This is a genomic window from Humibacter albus DSM 18994, assembly GCF_000421825.1.
Taxonomy (GTDB): domain Bacteria; phylum Actinomycetota; class Actinomycetes; order Actinomycetales; family Microbacteriaceae; genus Humibacter; species Humibacter albus.
This window is the reverse complement of sequence record NZ_ATXT01000011.1, coordinates 108348-128987: the sequence shown is the minus strand read 5'-3', so window position 1 is coordinate 128987 and position 20640 is coordinate 108348. Positions and strand designations below refer to the sequence as shown.

Below are 20640 nucleotides of genomic sequence, written 5' to 3'. Positions count from 1 at the left end.
CCGAATGCTAGGAGTCCCCATCGTGAGCAACCCTCTCGCCCCCTCGTCGCTGACCGGCAAGCGTGCCCTGGTCACCGGCTCGTCCCGCGGCATCGGCGCCGACACCGTCGGCTATTTCGCCGAGGCCGGTGCAAGCGTGGTCATCAATTACCGCAACAAGGAGGCCAGGGCGCGCAAGCTCGCGAGCTCGATCGAGGCATCCGGGGGCACAGCGCTCGTCGTCGGAGCGGACCTGACCGACCCGGAGTCGATCTCGGCCATGTTCGAGACCGTGAGGAACGAGTTCGGCGGTCTGGACATCCTGGTGCTGAACGCCTCCGGCGGCATGGAGTCGGGCATGGAGGCCGACTACGCCATGAAGCTCAACCGCGACGCACAGGTCAACGTGCTCCGCAGCGCGCTGCCGGTGCTGGCCGACGGCGCCCGCGTCGTCTTCGTCACGAGCCACCAGGCGCACTTCATCCGCACCACACCGACCATGCCCGAGTACGAGCCGGTGGCACTCAGCAAACGCGCCGGCGAAGACGCCCTTCGCGAGATCATCCCCGAACTGGATGCCCGTGGCATCGGTTTCGTCGTCGTCTCCGGCGACATGATCGAGGGCACCATCACCGCCACGCTGCTCGAGCGTGCGAACCCGGGCGCCATCGCCGAACGCCGGGAATCGGCGGGCAGGCTCTACAATGTCGGAGAATTCGCGGCAGAGGTGGCGCGCGCCGCGGTCGAGCCGATTCCGGCCGATCACACGCATCTCATCGGCGACGTCAGCGACTTCGGCGCAGCGGAGTGATCGCATGAAGCCCGCAGACATCACTCGGCTCGTCTCCGTCTCCCGTCCCACGCTGAGCCCCGACGGCGTCACGGCCGTCTTCGCGACTTCGCGCCCCGACCTGGGTGCTGACGCCTACGTCGGGCAGCTCTGGTCGGTGGAGGTGACGCGCGACGGAACGCCGCGGCGCCTCACGCGAGGGTTCCGCGACAGCGCCCCGCAGTTCTCGCCTGACGGATCCGCGATCGCCTTCCTCCGCGCCGAGCCCGGCAAGCCCGCGCAGCTGCACATCATGGCGGCCACGGGCGGCGAACCCGTGCGCCTCACCGACCGCACCCTCGGCGTCACCGAGTTCGCCTGGGCGCCCGACGGATCGAAGGTGGCGTTCGTCTCCCGCGACCCCGAGCAGGGCCGCTACGGAACCGTCGAGGGAGTGGACGCCTCCGCTGAGCCGCCACGTCGCTTCACCACGTACCGCTACTCGGCGAATGGGCTCGGCTGGATGCGTGACCGCCGCAGCCAGGTGTACCTCGTCGACGTGCCCGCTCCCGGCGCAGAACCGGTGGTCCAGCCGGCCGCGAGCTCCAGCGGCCCCGCAGAGCCGTTGCCCGCGACTCCCGAAGCGCGGCAGCTGACGAGCGACGACGCGGAACACGGCGCCATCGAGTTCTCGCCCGACGGCAGGTTGATCGCGGTCGTCTCCGACGGACATCTCGGCTCGGACGAGGACCTGCGCGAAATCCTCACGTTGGTCCCGGTCGACGGCGGTGAACGGACGATCGCGGTCGCGCCGGAGCGCAACCTGTCGCTGAGCAGCAGCGGATCGGTCGCGTTCGGGCACGACGGCGCGATCTACTTCATCGCGCAGGAGGTGGGGGAGTCCGGCCGCGACTTCGTCGCACGCAACTCCGGCCTGTTCCGCATCGACGCGCCCGGCGAGGAGCCGCGGCGTCTGACCGACGCCGAGTCCATCGACCTCACCGGCAGCACCGTGGTGCTCACCGCCTCGGGTGCACTCGTACAGAACACGACCCGCGGCCGCGTGACTCTGCTGTCCGTGACCGACGACGGCGAGGCCACCGTGCTCGTCGCCGATCGCGAGGTCACCGGAACAGCGGCCGCCGGAGATCGCGTGGTGATCGCGTTCCAGTCGCCGACCTCCTTCGGTGACATCGGCGTGGTCGACGCCTCGTCGACGGCGGAGGGCTCTGATGCGCCGGCGGAGGCCGGCGCCGAGGCCGTGCACGTGCTCACCGACTTCTCCGCCGAGATAGGGGAGTGCAGCATCCGCGTCCCTGTCGAGTTGGAAACGGCCGGCCGTGACGGCTATCCGGTGCACGGCTGGGTCGTACTGCCCGAGGGTGAAGGCCCGCATCCGGTGCTGCTCAACATCCACGGCGGCCCGTTCGCCCAGTACTCGGTGCACCTGTTCGACGAGTCCCAGGTCTACGCGAACGCGGGATACGCGGTCGTCTACTGCAACCCACGCGGATCGGCCGGCTACGGCCAGGAGCACGGGCGCGCGATCAAAGGGCGCATGGGCACCGTCGACCTGAACGACGTGCTCGACTTCTTGGATGCCGCGATCGCCGCGCATCCACAGCTCGATGCGCACCGCCTCGGAATCCTGGGCGGGTCGTACGGCGGCTATCTGACGGCGTGGACGATCGCGCACGACCACCGCTTCGCAGGCGCCATCGTGGAGCGAGGCTTCCTCGACCCCGAGTACTTCTTCGGCACGAGCGACATCGGCTCGTTCTTCGGTGAGGAGTACAACGGCACCGATCCGCAGCTGATCGCCGCGCAGAGTCCGCAGGCGCACGTGAACGACGTGCGCACGCCGACGCTCGTCATGCACTCGGAGCAGGATCTTCGCTGTCCTCTCGGACAGGCTGAGCGGTACTATGCGTCGCTGAAGCGCGCCGGCGTCGAGACGGAGCTGGTCGTCTTTCCGGGCGAAGACCACGAGCTGAGCAGAGCGGGCCGCCCTCGGCACCGGGTGCAGAGGTTCGAGATCATCCTCGACTGGTGGGCACGGCACCTGCCCAGCGAACGCAACGCCGCGTCGGCGTAGCGCGTGACGACATCCTCGACAACGCGCTGTCGTCGATGAGCGCGACAAAGGCGCCGGCCCTGCGGACGGCGCCTTTGTCGGGTGTGGTGATTACGCGGTCTTGAAGGTGAAGGCGCGCACGATCTGGATGATGCCGAGCACGACCAGCGAGATGCCCATCAGCCACCAGAGCACGATTGCACCCCACAGCGGCGAGAACAGCAGGATGATGCCGGCGATGATGCTGAGGATCGCGAAGAACAGCGACCATCCCTTCGAGGTCGCCGACCCAAGCGTCGTCAGCGCCACGACACCCTCGACGATCCACATGATGCCGACCAGGACCCCGATGAAGAGTGCAAGCCACGCGGCCGCGATCGCCAGTTCCGTGAACGCGATGATGCCCGCGATCACGAACACGATGCCGAGGATGATGTGGCCCACCCGCGACCATCCGCCCATCGTCTTCGAGAAGATCCCGAGGCCGGCGTAGACGAGACCGGCGACGATCGCGTAGGCGGCGATCACGGCCGTCAGCGCCACGGCAGCGTGCCCCGGCCAGACGAGGATGATGATCCCGACGATGAGCGCGATCACGCCGCCGACGCCGAGCGCCGTGCGGATGCCATTGACCGCGGTGGAGCGTGCGGATGTTTCAGCGGACATGAAGGCCAGCCTTTCCTGAGTGGTGCCTGTGAACGGTACTGGCGGCAGACTATCGCCGCGACGCACGTTCTCCCGGTTGATTGGGCCGGAATCACCCCGATCGTGTCGCGAGGTCGTCGCGTCCGGCGTCGAACAATCCGATGCGGGGGAGAGGAGGCCATTCTGCTGAGGGCCGCGCTGCCGTGAGCAGAATCGGCCGCGCAGCACGCACGAGCGGACGATCGTGTCAGTCATGACCGATTCTCCGACGCCACCGTCGTTCGACCGCCGCGCCAGACGCGAACTGTACGAACAGCGCGTTCTCGTACTCGACGGCCCACTGGACGACGACAATGGCGCACTTCTGACGACATCCATCCTGAGTCTTGCCGCGATCGACCCGGGCACCGACATCGCTCTGTGGATCCACTCTCCGGGCGGCTCCGTTCCGTCGATGCTCGCCATTCGCGACGTCATGCGGCTGGTTCCCTGCGACGTCTCCACGCTTGCCCTCGGCCTGGCATGCAGCGCCGGGCAGTTCCTGCTCTCGTCCGGAACGCCGGGCAAACGGCGCGCGCTGCCACACGCCCGCATCCTCATGCATCAGGGATCAGCGGGAATCGGCGGCACGGCCGTCGACATCGAGCTGCAGGCCGACGATCTGCGTTACACACGCGACACGGTGCTCGGGCTCATCGCGGAGGACACGGGCCAGAGCGCCGAGCGGGTCTTCGAGGACTCTCTCCACGACCGCTGGTACACGGCCGAGGAGGCCAGAGCCTACGGCTTCATCGACTCGATCGTCCAGAGCTACAACGAGCTGCTTCCGCGCGCACGCGACCGCGCCGGGTTCCGGGCGCAGAACGGGGGAGAGGCACGATGAGCGGCTACACGATCCCGAACGTCATCGCGCGGGACTCGCGCGGGGAACGGATCATGGATGTGTATTCGCACCTTCTCGCCGAACGTATCGTCTACCTCGGCACGGCGATCGACTCCGGCGTCGCGAACGCGCTGATCGCCCAATTCCTCTATCTCGAAGCGGACAATCCCGAGCGCGACATCCAGTTCTACATCAACTGCGAGGGCGGCGATCCGAGCGCGATGCTCGCGGTGTACGACACCCTGCGCTACATCCGCCCACCGGTGGCGACGACCTGCGTCGGACAGGCCGTTGCTGTCGGCGCCGTGCTGCTCGCCGCGGGCACCCCCGGAAAACGTGCGGCGTTGCCGCACACCCGCGTCATTCTCCATCAGCCGGCGGCGCAGGGGAGAGGTGCCATTCCCGATCTGATTCTCCAGGCGGATGAGGTGGTTCGCATCCGCTCCGACCTCGAGGACATCCTCAGTCGGCACACGGGCCAGACCGTCGAGACGCTGCGTGCCGACACCGACCACGACAGGATCTTCACGGCGCGCGGCGCGAAGGACTACGGGCTGATCGACAACGTCATCGAACAAAGATGAGTTCGAATCACGCCGCGAGTGCGAAGGCGGCGGAACACACCGCCGTCGTCGAAGCGGGACGCACGGCACGCAGATCGTCCGCGACGGCCTGGGTGAGGTCCAGCAGCGTGAGGTCCAGCGCGTTCGCCACTGCGGCGATCACTTCGCTGGACGGCTCCTTCGTTCCGCGTTCGATCTCGGAAAGGTATTGCCACGAGACGCCGGCCCGTTTCGCCGTCTCCGTCAGGGTCTCATCGCGCTCGTGACGGAGGCTGCGAAGACGGGCGCCGACCATGTGGCGCCAGAGCGGTTCACGTTCTGCGCGTTCCTTCGGATCGGCGCGTTCGTTCGAAAGCGAACGTGACGTCTCAGCGGACACCAGGTACATCAGCGACTTCGACTCGGCCATGCCTCATGTTAAGACGGCGAAAGACCGTCGCAGCGGGCGTTCTGCTCACGGCAGAACACCCGGCCGTGGCCTCGTCCCACGGATGATTAACTGGCAAGAACGGGATTCGGCAGAGCGGGGGTCAATCAGGCCCTCAGAGGGGCTGTAGCGAGAATTTAATCGTGATGGGCTCTGCCTCTGCACTGAGCGTGAGGACGTCGGTCAGGACGAGTGCGTCCGAAATGGGAATGACCACATCAACCGTTCCCGGAAGGATGGAGCCGAAGTCGTTGGTTTGGCGCGCGTGAAGGGTAGTTCCGTGCTCGTCGGTGAGGACGTAGTCCGGGCGGGCCAAGGTGCTGCTGGCGAAGACGTGGTGGTTCCCGAGAGCTGTCTCTCGGGAACCACCTCTCAGCCGAAGGACTAGAAGATCGTCTGTGGAGTCCGCGAACACGACATCCGCGGAGGGGTCCGTTGCGGAAGTCAGAATCCCTCGGTAGAGCTGCATGTTTTCACGCTACTTGGTCGTTCCGTACACCGAGTCGTAGTACTGGGCACCCTTGTAATCGAGCCAGGCCATCACCTCCGTCGGCTGGCCAGGCACCGGGCAGAACTCGACCTGTGACGTCTGACCAGAGCTTCCTAGGATCAGGATCGGTCCACCACAGATCTGCCACGCTCCACCGCCGATCTCATAATCACACGTCAGCGTCTTGGACCCCGCGGCCAGGGAACTAGCATCTGCCCGTGCCTTGTACGAACCCGGGGCGATCGACAGGCGCGCTGCGAGATATCCGACACCGGGGATGGTCGTTGCGTCCGGAGTCACCGCGAAGGAGTGAACTCCGGAGGAAGTCACCTCTCCGGAAGCGGGTGCATCAGGGTTCTCGCATTTGAAGACCAAAGAATTGATCAGCTGCCGTTGAGCGGCCATTGACAACGGAACGCCGTGCGCATCGTCCAGGTTCAGAGTCGTGCCGGGGCAGATAGTAATGATTCCGCCGGTGGCCGATGGCGTCGGAGCGCTCGGCGTCGTCGCGGCATTAGCCCCGGCCGTGCCAGCAAATGTCAGAGCGAGAGTACCCACCACGGTTGCCAGGAGTGTGACTGTTCGACGCTTCATATCCTTGAGATCCTTCACTTGGTAAGGACTCGGGTTGGGATGACTCCCGTCCTAGACGATGGTTTACATCCATGATGGGGTGCCTGTCAACGGAAGACGCGGCCGCGCACTATACCCGCTCGAATGAGCGAGAACTAGCCGATCGAGCCACCCCGGATGTGGCGCTCGAACTGTCAGAAGCGGTGATGCCGCGGGTGGCATGGTCTTGGTCGCCGTAGCTCATTCGGGGTGCAGTGCCGTCTGGCCATGGTGAGATCGCGGTTGACCTGTCGGGTCTTGATCACGAAGCGCACGAACGCCCGCTACTTAATGACTGATAATGCACATTATGTCAAATCAAGGGGATCCGCCATGGCGGCCGTACGTGAGTTCCGACTCCCCGGTCCCCAGCGCACGCTCTCCCCACAAGCCGACGAGTTATCCCCAGATCGTCGTCCCGCGCTCCACGGTGTGACGGTCACCAGCACGATGAACGCATGTCAACCCGCACGGTTCCCGTCGTCAAGCTCTCATCCACCGCCGCCCTGCTCGCGTTTCTGCCCACTCTGACCGGCGTCTCCGTCAGAAACAGTCTCGTCGTCGCGCCGTTCGTGGGGAAGCAAGCCTCACGGGCCATGCGTATCGACACGGAGCCATCGCCGTCACCCGCCGCCGCACGCACGCTCGCCTCGTCGGTGCTCGCAACCCTCTCGAAGCTCAAGGACTGCGACAGCGTGTCTGTCGTCATATACCGGGATGAACCCTTCCGCGATGTCGTCCCGCGTTGGCACGGCGCCTTCGGCGTCCTCCTCGAGCGACTGCACCAATCCGGCTACCACATCAAAGATGCCGCCATCGTCGCCATCGACGGTTGGATGCCCTATTTCGAGGGAGGCCTCGCGGCCCCGCGTCCGATATCGGAGATCGAGGCGGCGAAAGAGCAGATTCCGGCCGATTTGCGCGCCGACGAAGAAGTCAGGTCGCCCGAGACCGATCCGGTCGTCGCTCGGCAGGTGCTCGATCTTCTGCGGGGCCGGCCCACCGCCGGCAGAGGACGTGATTCGTCCGGTCCCCCGCAACCGCTTGCTCCACATGATCCAGTGGAATTCCTCGAGACGACGCTCCAGGGCGATCCGTCGAAAGCCTCTGCGCTCACCGTGGCGCGGCTCATCGCTCAAATCGATTCCGAGGGCGCCGTCGATCGGACCGTGCTGCAGATCGCGTTCGGCCGAGCCATGGGCGCCCGGTCCTGGTCCGCCACGCTGGCGCTGCGTGCGGCTGCGGCGGCTTCCGGCCGCGAACCGAGCGACCTGCTGATGGATCAGGTCGAGCGCGATGGTGTCAGCAGGCAGAACGAGCAACTGTCGAACCTCTTGTCAGGGCAGACGCACAGGATGCCCTCGGCCGCACGGCTGCGCGCCGGTTCAGTCGTTCTCGCGCACGCCATCGCGCACTGTCCGCTTCCCGAACGGTCGTGGCTCCTGTGTGCTCTCGCCTGGACGCAGTGGGCGCGCGGTCTTTCGAGTGCGGCCGACGCGACGATCGTCACTGCGCGCCGCCTCGCGCCGAACAATTCGCTGGCACCCGTGTACCACACCCTGTTCTTTCACCTGAGTCCGGAATGGGTATTCACGAGCGCCTTGCCGAACCGCGCTGCCCGGCGTCGAGCCGGCAAGAGATCGAGGTGACGATCGCGCGAACGAATCCCGAGGGCGGTGATTCGTCTCCTGATCGTCTCGACGCGCCCGTACAGCCCGCTGCGCACCTGCTCATCCCAAGACGAGCGCGAGGCAGAGCAGCAGCACGGCGACACCCTGCAGAACCGCTCTCACCGTGATGATGGATTCCCAACGGTCCTGTAGTCGCCGAGCATCCGTCGGCACCTCATCGGCCAGCGCCGCAGCGCTCAGGCGAGCATTGATCGGCTTAGCGATCCGCGCGAACAGCACGAGCCAGACCACGAGCAGCAGAAGAGCAGCGGACGCGAGGGCACCGGCCACCGGCACTCCCCCGATGAATCCCAGCCCCGCTGTGATCACCGTGAAGACGACTCCGAGCACACCGACGACCGGCAACCGTCGGTCACCGAAATGGTGCCCCCTCCCCACCGCCTGAACGAGCGTGCGGTCATCCACTGTGGCGTAGACAGATCGGAGCACGACGGCGGCGAGCACGTCGGTGCCGAAGATGACCGCGACACTGAGAATCGCGATCGTGGCGCTGATGCCGATGATGATGTCCAACTCTTGCCCTCCGTTTGGTTAGCACTGCTAACGGTTAGTGATGCTAACGTAGCGCCATGCCACGATCAACGCAAGCAGCGGAGCGTTTCTCCGCTCGCGGCGTCGCCATCGTCGCCGCCGCTCGAGCGATTGCCGAGAGCGACGGGTGGAGCGCTGTCACCGTCCGCCGTCTAGCCGAGTCGGTCGGCGTCAGCCAGCCGATCCTCTACAAGCACTTCCCCGGCGGACGAGAACAGGTGGTCGAACAGGTTGTGCTCGACGGATCCGCCGAGATCGCCGCCGCCCTGAGCGCCAATGCGCAAGACGACGGCATCCTGCGCCACGTCGTGACCGCATACTTCGACTACGCGAACGCGCATCCCGCTGTGGTCGAGGCGATGTTCACCGGTCTGACCAACTTGCGCTTCGCATCCTCAGAGACGCCGCCGGAGTTGCTGAGAGGGTTCGCTGCCATCCGGCGTGCAGTCGCCGTGGATGATCCCCACCGTTCCGACCTGCGAGCCGAGCTCCTCTGGAGCCTGCTGCACGGCGCGAGCGAACTCATGCGCTCCGGACGGCTGCCGGCCGTGCTTCACGAGGAACGCGTCGAGGAGATTGTCCGACTCTTCGGCCGCGACGAGTGACCACCCGTCGCGCGTGGGCCGGCGACGCCTCACTCCCCCGCGGTGAAGCCCGACTCGACGAGCGCGATCAGGCGATCGACGGCATCCGCGCCACTTGCATCCACGCTCGCGATCTCGACTTCGGAACCCTGCGTGAGTCCTAGCGACAGGATGCTCAGCAGACTGCGCGCGTCTTTGCCGTTCACCGTGACCTTGACTCCGAGACCCGTCGCCAGTTTCACGAACTCGGCCGCCGGCCGTGCATGCAGCCCGTCCGGGTTCACGAGAGTTGCCCGACGCGAGTAGCCGGTGCCGCTCTCCCCCGCGGATGCCTCCGCCTGCGCCGCGACCGCCCCCGGACTAGTCGAGTGAGCCGCCTCGGCCACCTGCGCGAGCGTTCCGCCGGTCTGCGCGCGCACGCTCGCGGCGACGGCGCCCTCGGCCAGGGCGCCGTCGGACACCACCGCTCGCCCCGACCAGGTCGGGCCGAGCAGCTCGATCGCGGTCTCCGCGCTCATCACCGCGGAGCCGAGGTCGGCCAGCACGAGCACGCCGGCACCTGCATCCGCTCCCTCGACCGCGCGCATCACGCGTTCCACGTCCGTCCCCAGCCCGCCCGAGCCGTCTCCGCCCGCCGCGATCACGGCGACATCCGCTGCCATCGGCGTGACCAGCTCCACGACGCCGCGCGCGAGCAAGTCGCTGTGCGAGACGATCACCAGGCCCACGCGGTCGCCTCCGGGCACCGTTCCGGTCATGCTTCCGCCGCCTGGGCCGCGGCGCGCAGCAGTATCGCCGTCGAGGCCGCGCCGGGATCGCGATGTCCCACCGCGCGCTCGCCGAGATAGCTCGCCCGGCCCTTGTGCGCCAACAGCCGATCCGTTGACTCGGCTCCGTGCTGTGCGCCACGCGCCGCCGCACGGAGCACCTCGAGCGCGTCCGCATCGCGTTCGGCGGCGCCGCGAGCAGCATCGACGGCGGCGGCCCAGGCATCCACCATCGTCTTGTCTCCGGGCGATGCCTTGCCTCGTTCCTCGATGCCACCCAAGCCCGCGTCGAGCAAGGCGAGAACGTCATCGCCGTCGAGATGGGCACGACCGGAGACCGCGTCGGCCGCTCTCAGGAACGCCGTGCCGTAGAGCGGGCCGGCCGCTCCCCCGACGGACGAGATCAGGCGCATGGCGGTGGTCTTGAGCACATCGGCGGGCAGCGCGTCCTCGGCGACGTCCGTGAGCGAGGCCCGCACCGCGGTGAACCCGCGGTTCATGTTCTCGCCATGGTCCCCGTCGCCGATCGCGCGATCCAGCTCACCGAGTTCGCCTGCCTGCTCGGCGATGTCGGAGGCGGCGCGCGTCATCCAGGCCACAGCCCAGGCGGTGTCCAGTATCATCTCGTCCTCTTCTCCTCCACGTCGTCTCCCTCGGCGGAGCCGTTCACATTCCCCAGCGCAGCGCGGCCGTGCGCACCGGGGCATCCCACAGCGACAGCAGTTCGTCGTCCACCGACAGCAGCGAAACCGAGAACCCCGCCATGTCGAGCGAGGTCACGTAGGAGCCCACGAGCGAGCGCTCGATGTGCGCTCCGATTCCACGTAGCCGTTCCGCGATCCGTCGATACACCACGTACAGTTCGGCGGGCGGTGTCGCGCCCATGCCGTTGACGAGCACGATCGTCCGCTCGCCCTCCCGAGGAATGTCGTCCAGCACCGCCTCGAGAGCCCGGTCCGCGAGCTCGTCAGCCGGCGCCATGCCGACCCGGGCTCGTCCGCGCTCACCGTGGATTCCGATGCCGAACTCGATCTCGTCCGGCGCGAGTTCGAAGCTCTGCTTCCCGGAGTGCGGCACGGTCGGCGCACCGATCGCCACGCCGATCGATCGCACGGATGCCGTCAGCCGCGTCGCGAGGTCGGCCAGAGCATCCAGACCGTCGCCGCGCTCCGCGGCCGCGCCCACGATCTTCTCGATCAGCACCGTGCCCGCCACCCCTCGGCGACCGGCCGTGAACTCCGAATTCTGCACGGCGACGTCGTCGTCGATGACCACGGTGCGCACCGCGATCCCCTCCATGGCGGCCAGTTCCGCGGCCGTCTCGAAGTTCAGCACGTCGCCGGTGTAGTTCTTCACGAGATACAACACGCCGGCACCCTGGTGGGCTTCGCGCGTGGCGGCCAGAATCGGATCCGGCGTGGGCGAGGTGAAGATCTCGCCGGGTGCCGCGGCATCCAGCATCCCGTGGCCGACGAAGCCGACGTGCAACGGCTCGTGGCCGCTGCCACCGCCGGAGACGACCCCCACCTTTCCGGCGCTCATCCGCAGGCGGGTCACGAATACCGGCGACGACTGCACGCGCACGATGTCGGCGTGCGCCTCCGCGAATCCCGCCAGGGCGTCCGCGACGAACCGTCGCGGATCGTTCAGAAGCTTCTTCAACCCTCTCCCGCTTCCTCGGGTCGGCTCACCCGGCTGCGGCGATCCATTCATCGAGCTTGGACGCGGCCGCACCAGCGTCGATGGCCTGCGCTGCCACACCCAACTTGTCTGAGAATCTCTCCAGGATGCTGCGCTGCCCGCTGGCAGGATCGGTCGCCAATTCGTACGACACGAGACCCGCGGCGGCGTTCAGCAGAACGATGTCGCGCACCGGTCCCTTCTCTCCCGCCAAAACGCTGCGCAGCACCTGCGCATTGTGGGCGGCGTCGCCTCCGCGCAAGTCATTGATGTCGGCACGCGGCAGGCCGAGATCGCGCGGGTCGATGTCGTGCTCGGTCACCAGGCCGCGTGAGACCTCCCAGACGTGGCTGTGGCCCGTCGTCGACAATTCGTCGAGCCCGTCGTCACCACGGAACACCAGTGCCGTCGCTCCGCGCGTCTGGAACACTCCGACGATCAGGGGAACTCTGTCCAGTTGGGCCACACCGACGGCCGATGCCTCGGGCCGCGCTGGATTGATCAGCGGACCGAGAATGTTGAACACGGTCGGTATGCCCAGTTCCCGGCGCACGGCCGCCGCGTTCGCGTATCCCGGATGGAACATCGAAGCGAAGGCGAACGTGATGCCGACCTGGCCGAACACCTCTGCGACGCGATCCGCGGACATCGTGAGGTCCAGGCCGAGAGCCCCCAGCACATCCGAGGAGCCGGACTTCGAGCTCGCCGCCCTATTTCCATGCTTGATCACGGGAACTCCCGCCGCGGCGATGACGATAGACGCCGTGGTCGACACGTTCACCGTCCCGAAACGGTCACCGCCTGTCCCCACGATGTCGAGCGCCATGGGGTCGAGCGGCAGCGGCACCGCATGCTCGAGGATCGCGTCCCGGAATCCGACGATCTCGTCGACCGTCTCCCCCTTCGAGCGCAAGGCCACCAGGAAGCCCGCCAACTGCGCGTCGCTCGCCTGCCCCGTCATGACGTGCTCCATCGCCCAGGCCGCTTCGGCCACGCTGAGGTGCTCTCCTTCGAGCACGGTGGAGATGATCGTCGGCCAGGTTCGGGATTCCGCCATGTCTGCGATCTTAGAGGTCGGGTGTCTGCCCCGGGCCCATGTGCAGCGCACCGCCCTGTCTGTGGTCGGACAAACGCCTGATCGGGCCCGATCGGGGCCCGAATGCGAAAACGAAGGGCCGAAATCGGCCATAATGGGACACGTGACGAGCACCTCGATATCTCCATCGGCTTCGGCGCCGGCGATCAACCGCCCCAACGTGGTGGCGGTCGGCACCATCGTGTGGCTGGGCAGTGAGGTGATGTTCTTCGCGGGCCTCTTCGCGATCTACTTCACCATCCGTTCCACCTCACCCCAGCTCTGGGCATCCGAGACGGCTCATCTCAACGTTCCCTACGCGCTGACGAACACGCTCATCCTGGTCGCCAGCTCCTTCACGTGCCAGTTCGGCGTGTTCGCCGCCGAACGATTCCAATCGCGATCCACCGGCTGGAGCCCACGTCAGTGGGGCATGGTCGAGTGGTTCACCTTGAGTTACGCACTGGGCGCCATCTTCGTGGCGGGCCAGGTAGTCGAGTACGCCACCCTCGTCGGAGAGGGCGTCGCGATCAACTCGAACGCGTACGGCTCCGTCTTCTACCTCACCACCGGGTTCCACGCGCTCCACGTCACCGGCGGACTCATCGCGATGCTTTTTGTCATCGGTCGCGCTTTCGCCGTGCGCAGGTTCGGCGACAAGGAGGCGACGACAGCCATCGTCGTCTCGTACTACTGGCACTTCGTCGACGTCGTGTGGATCGGGCTTTTCCTGGTCATCTACGTCCTCAAATAGATAAATCAGGAGCAGGGCTACCTCAATGCGGGAGACAACGCACAAGAACGCTCGCAAGCGCAAGACAGGACGCCGGCATCCGCTGGCCACCGTCGCACTCATCGCGATCGGACTCGGCTTGACCGGCGGAGCGTACGCCGCGTTCAACGCGACGGGCTCGAGCGCGGATGCCGCCACATCCAGTTCCAGCGATGTGGCGTCGGGCAAGAAGCTTTTCCAGGCGAACTGCGCCACGTGCCACGGCCTGGAGGCCCAGGGCACCGACGAGGCACCGAGCCTCATCGGTGTCGGCGCTGCGGCCGTGGACTTCCAGGTGGGCACCGGCCGCATGCCGATGGCCATGCAGGGTCCGCAGGCCGAGCAGAAGCCGGTCCAGTTCACCCAGAAAGAGATCGACCAGCTCGCCGCGTACGTCGCGTCGCTCGCACCTGGAGCGGCTATCCCCGACGAAAGGTACCTCGACGGGAACGGTGACGCCGCCAAGGGTGCTGAGCTGTTCCGCGTGAACTGCGCCATGTGCCACAACGTGGCCGGCGCGGGCGGTGCCCTCACGCAGGGCAAGTTCGCCCCGTCGCTCCACGGCGTCACCGCGCGACACATCTACGAGGCCATGATCACGGGTCCGCAGAACATGCCGGTGTTCAACGACAGGAACATCACGCCCGAGGGCAAGCGCGACATCATCACGTACTTGCAATACATCCAGAAGAATCCGTCCCCCGGCGGCTTTGAGCTCGGTTCGCTCGGCCCGGTGGCTGAGGGCCTTTTCATCTGGATCTTCGGACTGGGTTCGATCGTCGCTCTGACGGTCTGGATCACGGCCAAATCGAACTGATGCGCGACGTGCGAATCGAAGACGAGCGCAGCAAGAAGGAGAGCAATGGCACAGGACGATAACGGCGGCACGGAGATCACGCCCGCCGCCTCGTCGGCCGTCGACCACCGTCCCGGCGACCCGGGAACGGCGGTGATGGTTCAGAATGCCCCGGAGAACCCCGGTTTCCCGCCGCACCGGCCGAGGATCACCGACAAAGACCCCCGCAAGGAACGCCGCGCTGAGCGCACGGTCTACACGCTCTTCTACGTGTCCATCGTCGGAAGCATCTGGGCGATCGCCGCGTACATCGCGTTCCCGATCGAGTCCGGCAAGATCTCCGATGTGCGCGTCAGCACACTTGCGATCGGCCTCGGGATGGCTCTCGCACTCCTCGCGATCGGATTCGGTGCGGTGCACTGGGCCAAGGCGCTCATGCACGACAAGGAGGGCATCGATCTCCGTCACCCCGTCCAGGGTTCCGAAGAGACCCGCGAGCGTTCGGTCGAGATCTTCCAACAGGCCGACCAGGAATCCGGCTTCGGCCGCCGCACTCTGATCCGCAACTCGCTGATCGGTGCGCTGGTCGCATTCCCGCTCCCCGCCATCGTGCTGTTCCGTGGTCTCGGCCCGATGAACGAAGACCCGGTCAAGCTCCTTTCGCACACCATGTGGCGCAAGGGGATGCGGTTGACGCGCGATCCGTCTGGAACTCCGATCAAGGCATCCGATGTCACCATCGGCTCCGTGTTCCACGTGATCCCGGAGGGTCTGAACGACAAGGAAGACGCTCTGAACCAGAAGGCCAAGGCCGCGGTGCTCCTCATGCGTCTCGACCCGAAGGACCTGCACCCTTCCCCCGCCAAGAAGGACTGGGCATACGACGGAATCGTCGCGTATTCGAAGATCTGCACCCACGTCGGTTGCCCGGTGGCGCTCTACGAGCAACAGACCCACCACCTTCTCTGCCCCTGCCACCAGTCGCAGTTCGACATCACTCACGAAGCGCGCGTCATCTTCGGGCCCGCGAGCCGCCCGCTGCCGCAGCTGCCCATCGAGGTTGATGCCGACGGCTACCTCGTCGCGCAGAGTGATTTCCATGAGCCTGTGGGCCCGAGTTTCTGGGAGCGTCATTGACCGCCACGACTGCCACCGAGACAACGGCGAAGAAGCAGAGCTTCACCGCCGCCGCATCGAACTACATCGACGAGCGCACGAGCATCTCGGCCGTCGTCAAGGAGTTCGGCCGCAAGATCTTCCCCGATCACTGGTCGTTCCTGCTCGGTGAGATCGCGCTCTACAGCTTCATCGTCATCCTCATCACCGGAACGTTCCTGACGTTCTTCTTCCAGGCCTCGCAGGCCGACGTGATCTATCACGGCTCCTGGGTCCCGCTGAAGGGCATCCAGATGTCCGCGGCGATGAACTCGACGCTGAACATCTCGTTCGATATCCGCGGTGGCCTCCTCGTGCGCCAGATGCACCACTGGGCGGCGCTGCTGTTCGTGGCCTCCATCGGCCTGCACATGCTACGCATCTTCTTCACGGGCGCGTTCCGCAAGCCGCGCGAGCTGAACTGGGTGATCGGGTTCACGCTGTTCGTCCTGGCCATGGCCGAGGGCTTCACCGGGTATTCGCTTCCCGACGACCTGCTGTCCGGCAACGGTCTCCGCATCATCTCCGGCATGGTGCAGGGCATCCCCGTGATCGGCACCTGGCTGAACTTCCTCATCTTCGGCGGAGAATTCCCTGGAGACGCGATCGTCGGCCGGCTCTACACGCTGCATATCCTGTTGCTCCCGGCGCTCGTTGTCGCCTTCATCGCGCTCCACCTGGTGTTCGTCGTCGTGCACAAGCACACGCAGTACGCGGGGCCGGGGCGCACCCAGCAGAACGTGGCGGGCTACCCGATCCTTCCGGTGTATGCCGCGAAGGCCGGTGGCTTCTTCTTCATCGTCTTCGGTGTGCTGGCACTGATGGCATCGCTGTTCACCATCAACCCCATCTGGATGTATGGCCCTTACGACCCATCGCCGATCTCGGCTGGTACTCAGCCGGACTGGTACATCGGGTTCGCCGACGGCATGCTCCGTCTGATCCCGCCGCATCTGGAGACCGTGTGGCTCGGACACACCTGGGTCTGGTACATCATCATCCCGATCGTCATCCTCGTGCTGTTCCTCATCCTCGTGGCGATCTACCCGTTCGTCGAGGCGTGGGTGACCGGTGACAAGCGAGAGCACCACATTCTCGATCGGCCCCGCAACCAGGCAACCCGCACGGCAATCGGTGCCGCCGGTGTCACGTTCTACGCGGTCATGTGGGCGGCGGCGAGTTCTGACATCGTGGCGACTCATTTCAAGCTGACCATGGAAGGCGTGATCCACGCCCTGCAGGTCACTCTGATCGTCGGCCCGATCTTGGCCTACTTCGTCACGAAGCGCATCTGCATCGCTCTGCAGAAGAAGGACCGTTCGATCGCCCTGCACGGCTACGAGTCCGGCCGCATCGTCAAGCTGCCCGGTGGCGAGTTCATCGAGGTGCACCAGCCGCTCGACGAGTACGAGCGGTGGCGGCTCGTGAGCTACGACACATATCAGCCGTTGATGCTGCGTCCGAACTCGCGCGGCAAGATCACGTTCGGCAACCGATTCCGCGCTGGAATGTCGCGCTGGTTCTTCGAGGACCGCCTCGAGCCCGTCTCGAAGGGTGAACTCGAGTCCGGTCACGGTCACCACTGACGCCTGAACCGACGCCAGCATCGGGCGCCGCGCTCCCCCACGGAGCGCGGCGCCCGATTCGTTATGGTCTCGAACCACTCGCCGCACGGCGCCATCCCTCACCGTTCACGAGCGCTCCTTCTTCCCTGCGTCCCCGGCATGGCGAACCTGCTCTCCCGGCTCGTCTCTCCCCTGCTCGTCTCTCCCCTGCTCGTCTCTCCACGGCTCGTCTCCCCCGGGCCCGCCCCCCTGGTGCATTCACCGCCACCGCCCCTGCGCGCCGTCCGCTACGAACTGGGAGCCTGCATCAGCCGCAGCAAGGTCGGCTCAGGTACGGAGACTCGATATCCCTCCGACGCCCCCGCACGGCATCCCGCTTCATAGACCCGCTTCGTGCGGTCGTCGGGGCAGCCTCGACGAGTTCGCCACGCGTGCCTCATGCAACTCGAACAACAGCCTCATTGCCGGCACCAAACCTTCCGCAGCTCGATGCAGCAAGCCTTCTGCGGCTAGATGCACCAAGCCGTCTGCGACTCGATCTTCATCCGAGCGTCATCGCAAGAAGAGTGGGACGCGCACGCGGGGCGAAAGACATGGCGGCACGCTCCCCCGGTTGCGAGCCGCCTCGGCTGCAAGGCCGTCGCCCATGACGATCCGCAAGGCATGCAGGACGGCATGCACGTCGCCGAAGGCTCCGTCCACGTCGCGGGCCCGACAAGTGCCGGTCCGACGGTGCGCGAACCTGGGCAGGGCCACTTCCGGCGGCGCGTGCGGCCCGGCACAAAGCCAGCCCTGGCGTCGTGTGAGGCCCGGCAGGGGTGCACGCAGGCAGGGGCGGGTATCACGCGAACTTCCGCGATTCGCACGCCGCGTCCAGCTGGCCCCCACAAGAACGCGAGCGACCGCGGCTGCGCTGCCACGTGAGGAGTCGTCGCCGCAATGCGAGTGCACCGAAATGCGCACGCGGAGCCGGGTAGACGGGGTCGTTTGGGTGCACAGGGCCTCGCCTGGATGTGCCGATGGGAAAGGCGCAGGTACCGTCCGCGGCTGCCCGCTATCGCCCGTTCTCGCTATCGCCAGTGCCCGCGGGCGCGTGCTCGCTTCGTCGTGGTGGACGGTCTCCAGCGTCGTGCGCTCGACGCGTCGGCCGCGCATCACGAACTGCAGCCCGCGGCCGGCCAGCGCGTTCGTTTCCAGGCCGGCGTGGCCGGCCCCTTGCGCGGCCCCCGCTCTTCGCGCTACAACGGCCGCGAGGATCCCGCGGATCCGCGTCCGCACGCCAGGATCCCGGAGCGCCGCGTCACACGCGAGGAGGCCAAGCTAGAGGCCGCACCCGGTAGGCGCACAAAGCGGGCCGCCTCCCCGATGGGAAGACGGCCCGCCCTGAGACAGTTCCGTTGTCAGATCAGCGGGCGAAGTATCCGCGGTAGTACTCGAACACCCAGCCGACCAGGCTCACAATGGTCAGACCGAGACCGATCGGGACGATCCACCAGCCGACCGCGATACCGAGGGCGATGATCGCCACCGACAGCCCGAGCATGAACGGCCACCAGCTCCATGGGCTGAAGTGTCCGATCTCCGGGTCGCCGTCGTCGACGTTCGCGTCGGGACGGTCCTCGGGGAGCTCTACACCGTTCTGAGTCGCACGCGTGCGCTGCAGGAAGAACGCGATGAACGCCCCGAGCACACCGGTCAAGAGCAGAGCGACGGTACCGACCGGCTCGATCTCGTGATTCGGGTAGTAGTACCACGACCAGATCGTGTACATCGCGGCCACCACGAAGAAGAACACCGCGATGACCCAGAAGACGACGGCAGAGACCTTCACGTCACTTCACCTTTCCAGAGCCGAGTTCCACGACGGCCGTCTCCGGCGCATCCTTGCCGGGGCCCACGCCGATCGGCAGGCCGACCTCGGGGTGGTTGAGGTCGAACGCGGGCGATTCACTGCGGATACGCGGAATCGAGGTGAAGTTGTGCCGCGGCGGCGGGCAGCTTGTCGCCCACTCGAGCGAGCGTCCATAGCCCCACGGGTCGTTCACCGTCACCTTCGCGCCCGACCGAGCCGTGATGTACACGTTCAGGAGGAACGGAATCATCGAGATCGCGAGAACTGCGGCCCCAATGGTCGAGACCTGGTTCATCCACGTGAACCCGTCCTGTGGCAGATAGCTGTAGTAGCGACGGGGCATACCGACGACGCCCAGCCAGTGCTGGATCAGGAACGTCATATGGAACCCGAGGAACAGCAGCCAGAAATGCCACTTGCCGAGGGTGTCGTTCAACAGTTTGCCCGTCCACTTCGGCCACCAGAAATAGAAGCCGGAGAACATGGCGAAGACGACAGTACCGAACACCACGTAATGGAAGTGCGCGACGACGAAGTAGGTGTCGGACACGTGGAAGTCCAGCGGTGGCGACGCCAGGATGACGCCCGTGAGCCCGCCGAAGGTGAACGTGACGAGGAACCCGATCGACCAGAGCATCGGAGCTTCGAATGTCAGAGAGCCCCTGAACATCGTGCCTACCCAGTTGAAGATCTTCACACCCGTCGGAACGGCGATGAGCATTGTCATCAATGAGAAGAACGGCAGCAGGACCATGCCCGTCACATACATGTGGTGCGCCCACACGGTCACAGACAGGGCCGCGATCGAGATCGTTGCATAAACCAGGGTCTTGTAGCCGAACACGGGTTTGCGGCTGAAGACCGGGAACACCTCGGAGACGATGCCGAAGAACGGCAGAGCGATGATGTACACCTCGGGATGGCCGAAGAACCAGAACAGGTGTTGCCAGAGTATGGCCCCGCCGTTGGCCGCATCGAAGATGTGGGCGCCGAGCACGCGATCGGCGGCGGCACCGAAGATCGCCGCGGCGAGAACCGGGAACGCCATCAGGATCAGGATCGACGTGATCAGTGCGTTCCAGGTGAAGATCGCCATGCGGAACATCGTCATGCCCGGAGCGCGGAGCGTGATGATCGTCGTGATGAAGTTCACCGCACCGAGGATCGTTCCGAACCCGGAGATGCCCAGCCCCAGGAACCACATGTTCCCGCCGAGCCCCGGTGAGAACGTCGTGGATGCCAGTGGCTGATACGCGAACCAGCCGAACGATGCCGCCCCCTGCGGTGTGAGGAAGCCGGCCACCGCGATCAGCGAGCCGAAGTTGTAGAGCCAGTAGGCGAACGCGTTCAGCCTCGGGAACGCGACATCAGGGGCACCGATCTGGAGTGGCATGATCACGTTGACGAAACCGGCGAACAGCGGCGTCGCGAACATGAGCAGCATGATCGTGCCGTGCATCGTGAACAGCTGGTTGTACTGCTCGCGCGTCTGCACGACCTGGAGGCCCGGCTCGAAGAGCTGGGCGCGCATGATCAGCGCCATGACGCCGCCGACGCAGAAGTACACGAACGACGTGATCAGGTACATGTACCCGATGGTCTTGTGGTCGGTGGAAGTGATCCAGTTGACGAGGATGTTCCCCTTGCGATGGATCTTCGTCCCGCCGAGGATCTGAGCCGTGGGCGACGGCGTGGTCGCCGCGGGAGCCGGTGCTGTGGTCGTACTCATT

The 20640-nt window shown here is 66.0% G+C and carries 21 protein-coding genes; 10 read left to right on the top strand and 11 right to left on the bottom strand.

Annotation, left to right across the window (positions count from 1 at the left end; all coding sequences use genetic code 11):
• The first annotated feature begins 22 nt into the window (after window positions 1-22).
• Both H623_RS0101990 and H623_RS0101985 read left to right on the top strand, forming a co-directional pair.
• Window positions 23-790, top strand: coding sequence for an SDR family oxidoreductase (locus H623_RS0101990; protein ID WP_022899271.1), 768 nt, complete (start codon window positions 23-25; stop codon window positions 788-790).
• Between the two features lie 4 nt (window positions 791-794).
• The gene (locus H623_RS0101985) at window positions 795-2843 is read left to right on the top strand and encodes a S9 family peptidase (RefSeq protein WP_022899270.1); all 2049 of its coding nucleotides are present in this window, start codon (window positions 795-797) and stop codon (window positions 2841-2843) included.
• Between the two features lie 90 nt (window positions 2844-2933).
• Here H623_RS0101985 and H623_RS0101980 read toward each other — a convergent pair whose 3' ends face one another.
• Complete coding sequence (locus H623_RS0101980) at window positions 2934-3488, bottom strand: HdeD family acid-resistance protein (protein ID WP_022899269.1); 555 nt, start codon at window positions 3486-3488, stop codon at window positions 2934-2936.
• Between the two features lie 232 nt (window positions 3489-3720).
• On the opposite strand from H623_RS0101980, the gene H623_RS0101975 reads away from it, so the two are divergent.
• Window positions 3721-4350 (top strand): ClpP family protease, encoded by a 630-nt coding sequence (locus tag H623_RS0101975; RefSeq protein WP_022899268.1) that lies wholly within the window; start codon window positions 3721-3723, stop codon window positions 4348-4350.
• Window positions 4347-4934 (top strand): ClpP family protease, encoded by a 588-nt coding sequence (locus tag H623_RS0101970; RefSeq protein WP_022899267.1) that lies wholly within the window; start codon window positions 4347-4349, stop codon window positions 4932-4934. Before H623_RS0101975 ends, H623_RS0101970 begins: the two co-directional genes overlap by 4 nt.
• A 7-nt stretch (window positions 4935-4941) precedes the next feature.
• Here H623_RS0101970 and H623_RS0101965 read toward each other — a convergent pair whose 3' ends face one another.
• The 3 genes from H623_RS0101965 to H623_RS21640 form a co-directional block, all read right to left on the bottom strand.
• Window positions 4942-5322: a helix-turn-helix domain-containing protein gene (locus tag H623_RS0101965; protein WP_022899266.1), complete on the bottom strand. Its 381-nt coding sequence runs from the start codon at window positions 5320-5322 to the stop codon at window positions 4942-4944.
• 133 nt (window positions 5323-5455) lie between these two features.
• Complete coding sequence (locus H623_RS0101960; protein WP_022899265.1) at window positions 5456-5809, bottom strand: hypothetical protein; 354 nt, start codon at window positions 5807-5809, stop codon at window positions 5456-5458.
• 9 nt (window positions 5810-5818) lie between these two features.
• Window positions 5819-6442, bottom strand: coding sequence for a hypothetical protein (locus tag H623_RS21640; protein WP_157560859.1), 624 nt, complete (start codon window positions 6440-6442; stop codon window positions 5819-5821).
• A gap of 458 nt (window positions 6443-6900) precedes the next feature.
• Here H623_RS21640 and H623_RS0101950 point away from each other — a divergent pair, with 458 nt between their 5' ends.
• Complete coding sequence (locus H623_RS0101950; protein ID WP_022899263.1) at window positions 6901-8091, top strand: DUF4192 family protein; 1191 nt, start codon at window positions 6901-6903, stop codon at window positions 8089-8091.
• An 81-nt stretch (window positions 8092-8172) separates the two neighbouring features.
• Here H623_RS0101950 and H623_RS0101945 read toward each other — a convergent pair whose 3' ends face one another.
• The gene (locus tag H623_RS0101945; protein WP_022899262.1) at window positions 8173-8646 is read right to left on the bottom strand and encodes a DUF1772 domain-containing protein; all 474 of its coding nucleotides are present in this window, start codon (window positions 8644-8646) and stop codon (window positions 8173-8175) included.
• A 56-nt stretch (window positions 8647-8702) separates the two neighbouring features.
• Here H623_RS0101945 and H623_RS0101940 point away from each other — a divergent pair, with 56 nt between their 5' ends.
• Window positions 8703-9269: a TetR/AcrR family transcriptional regulator gene (locus H623_RS0101940; RefSeq protein ID WP_022899261.1), complete on the top strand. Its 567-nt coding sequence runs from the start codon at window positions 8703-8705 to the stop codon at window positions 9267-9269.
• A gap of 29 nt (window positions 9270-9298) precedes the next feature.
• Here H623_RS0101940 and dhaM read toward each other — a convergent pair whose 3' ends face one another.
• Genes dhaM through trpD form a run of 4 tightly spaced genes read right to left on the bottom strand, consistent with a single transcriptional unit; the run spans window position 9299 to window position 12752 of the window.
• The gene (gene dhaM, locus H623_RS0101935) at window positions 9299-10006 is read right to left on the bottom strand and encodes a dihydroxyacetone kinase phosphoryl donor subunit DhaM (RefSeq protein WP_022899260.1); all 708 of its coding nucleotides are present in this window, start codon (window positions 10004-10006) and stop codon (window positions 9299-9301) included.
• Window positions 10003-10638: a dihydroxyacetone kinase subunit DhaL gene (dhaL, locus tag H623_RS0101930; RefSeq protein WP_022899259.1), complete on the bottom strand. Its 636-nt coding sequence runs from the start codon at window positions 10636-10638 to the stop codon at window positions 10003-10005. The genes dhaM and dhaL overlap by 4 nt, the downstream gene beginning before the upstream one ends.
• 43 nt (window positions 10639-10681) lie before the next feature.
• Window positions 10682-11677: a dihydroxyacetone kinase subunit DhaK gene (dhaK, locus tag H623_RS0101925; protein ID WP_022899258.1), complete on the bottom strand. Its 996-nt coding sequence runs from the start codon at window positions 11675-11677 to the stop codon at window positions 10682-10684.
• Window positions 11678-11702: 25 nt separating this feature from the next.
• Entirely contained in the window at window positions 11703-12752 is a 1050-nt protein-coding gene (trpD, locus tag H623_RS0101920) for an anthranilate phosphoribosyltransferase (RefSeq protein ID WP_022899257.1), read from the bottom strand.
• A gap of 133 nt (window positions 12753-12885) precedes the next feature.
• Between trpD and ctaE the strand changes: the two genes are divergently transcribed.
• From ctaE to qcrB, 4 genes are read left to right on the top strand one after another with little or no spacing between them, the layout of a single operon-like run.
• Window positions 12886-13524: an aa3-type cytochrome oxidase subunit III gene (gene ctaE / locus H623_RS0101915; protein ID WP_022899256.1), complete on the top strand. Its 639-nt coding sequence runs from the start codon at window positions 12886-12888 to the stop codon at window positions 13522-13524.
• A 25-nt stretch (window positions 13525-13549) separates the two neighbouring features.
• Entirely contained in the window at window positions 13550-14359 is an 810-nt protein-coding gene (gene qcrC, locus H623_RS0101910; RefSeq protein ID WP_022899255.1) for a cytochrome bc1 complex diheme cytochrome c subunit, read from the top strand.
• 45 nt (window positions 14360-14404) lie between these two features.
• Window positions 14405-15475, top strand: a complete 1071-nt coding sequence (gene qcrA / locus H623_RS0101905) for a cytochrome bc1 complex Rieske iron-sulfur subunit (protein WP_022899254.1) — start codon at window positions 14405-14407, stop codon at window positions 15473-15475.
• Window positions 15472-17079, top strand: a complete 1608-nt coding sequence (gene qcrB, locus H623_RS0101900; protein ID WP_022899253.1) for a cytochrome bc1 complex cytochrome b subunit — start codon at window positions 15472-15474, stop codon at window positions 17077-17079. Before qcrA ends, qcrB begins: the two co-directional genes overlap by 4 nt.
• A gap of 1384 nt (window positions 17080-18463) precedes the next feature.
• Here the strand turns inward: qcrB and H623_RS0101895 are convergent.
• Window positions 18464-18889 (bottom strand): cytochrome c oxidase subunit 4, encoded by a 426-nt coding sequence (locus H623_RS0101895; protein ID WP_022899252.1) that lies wholly within the window; start codon window positions 18887-18889, stop codon window positions 18464-18466.
• A 1-nt stretch (window position 18890) separates the two neighbouring features.
• Window positions 18891-20639 (bottom strand): aa3-type cytochrome oxidase subunit I, encoded by a 1749-nt coding sequence (gene ctaD, locus H623_RS0101890; RefSeq protein ID WP_022899251.1) that lies wholly within the window; start codon window positions 20637-20639, stop codon window positions 18891-18893.
• Between the last annotated feature and the right edge of the window lies 1 nt (window position 20640).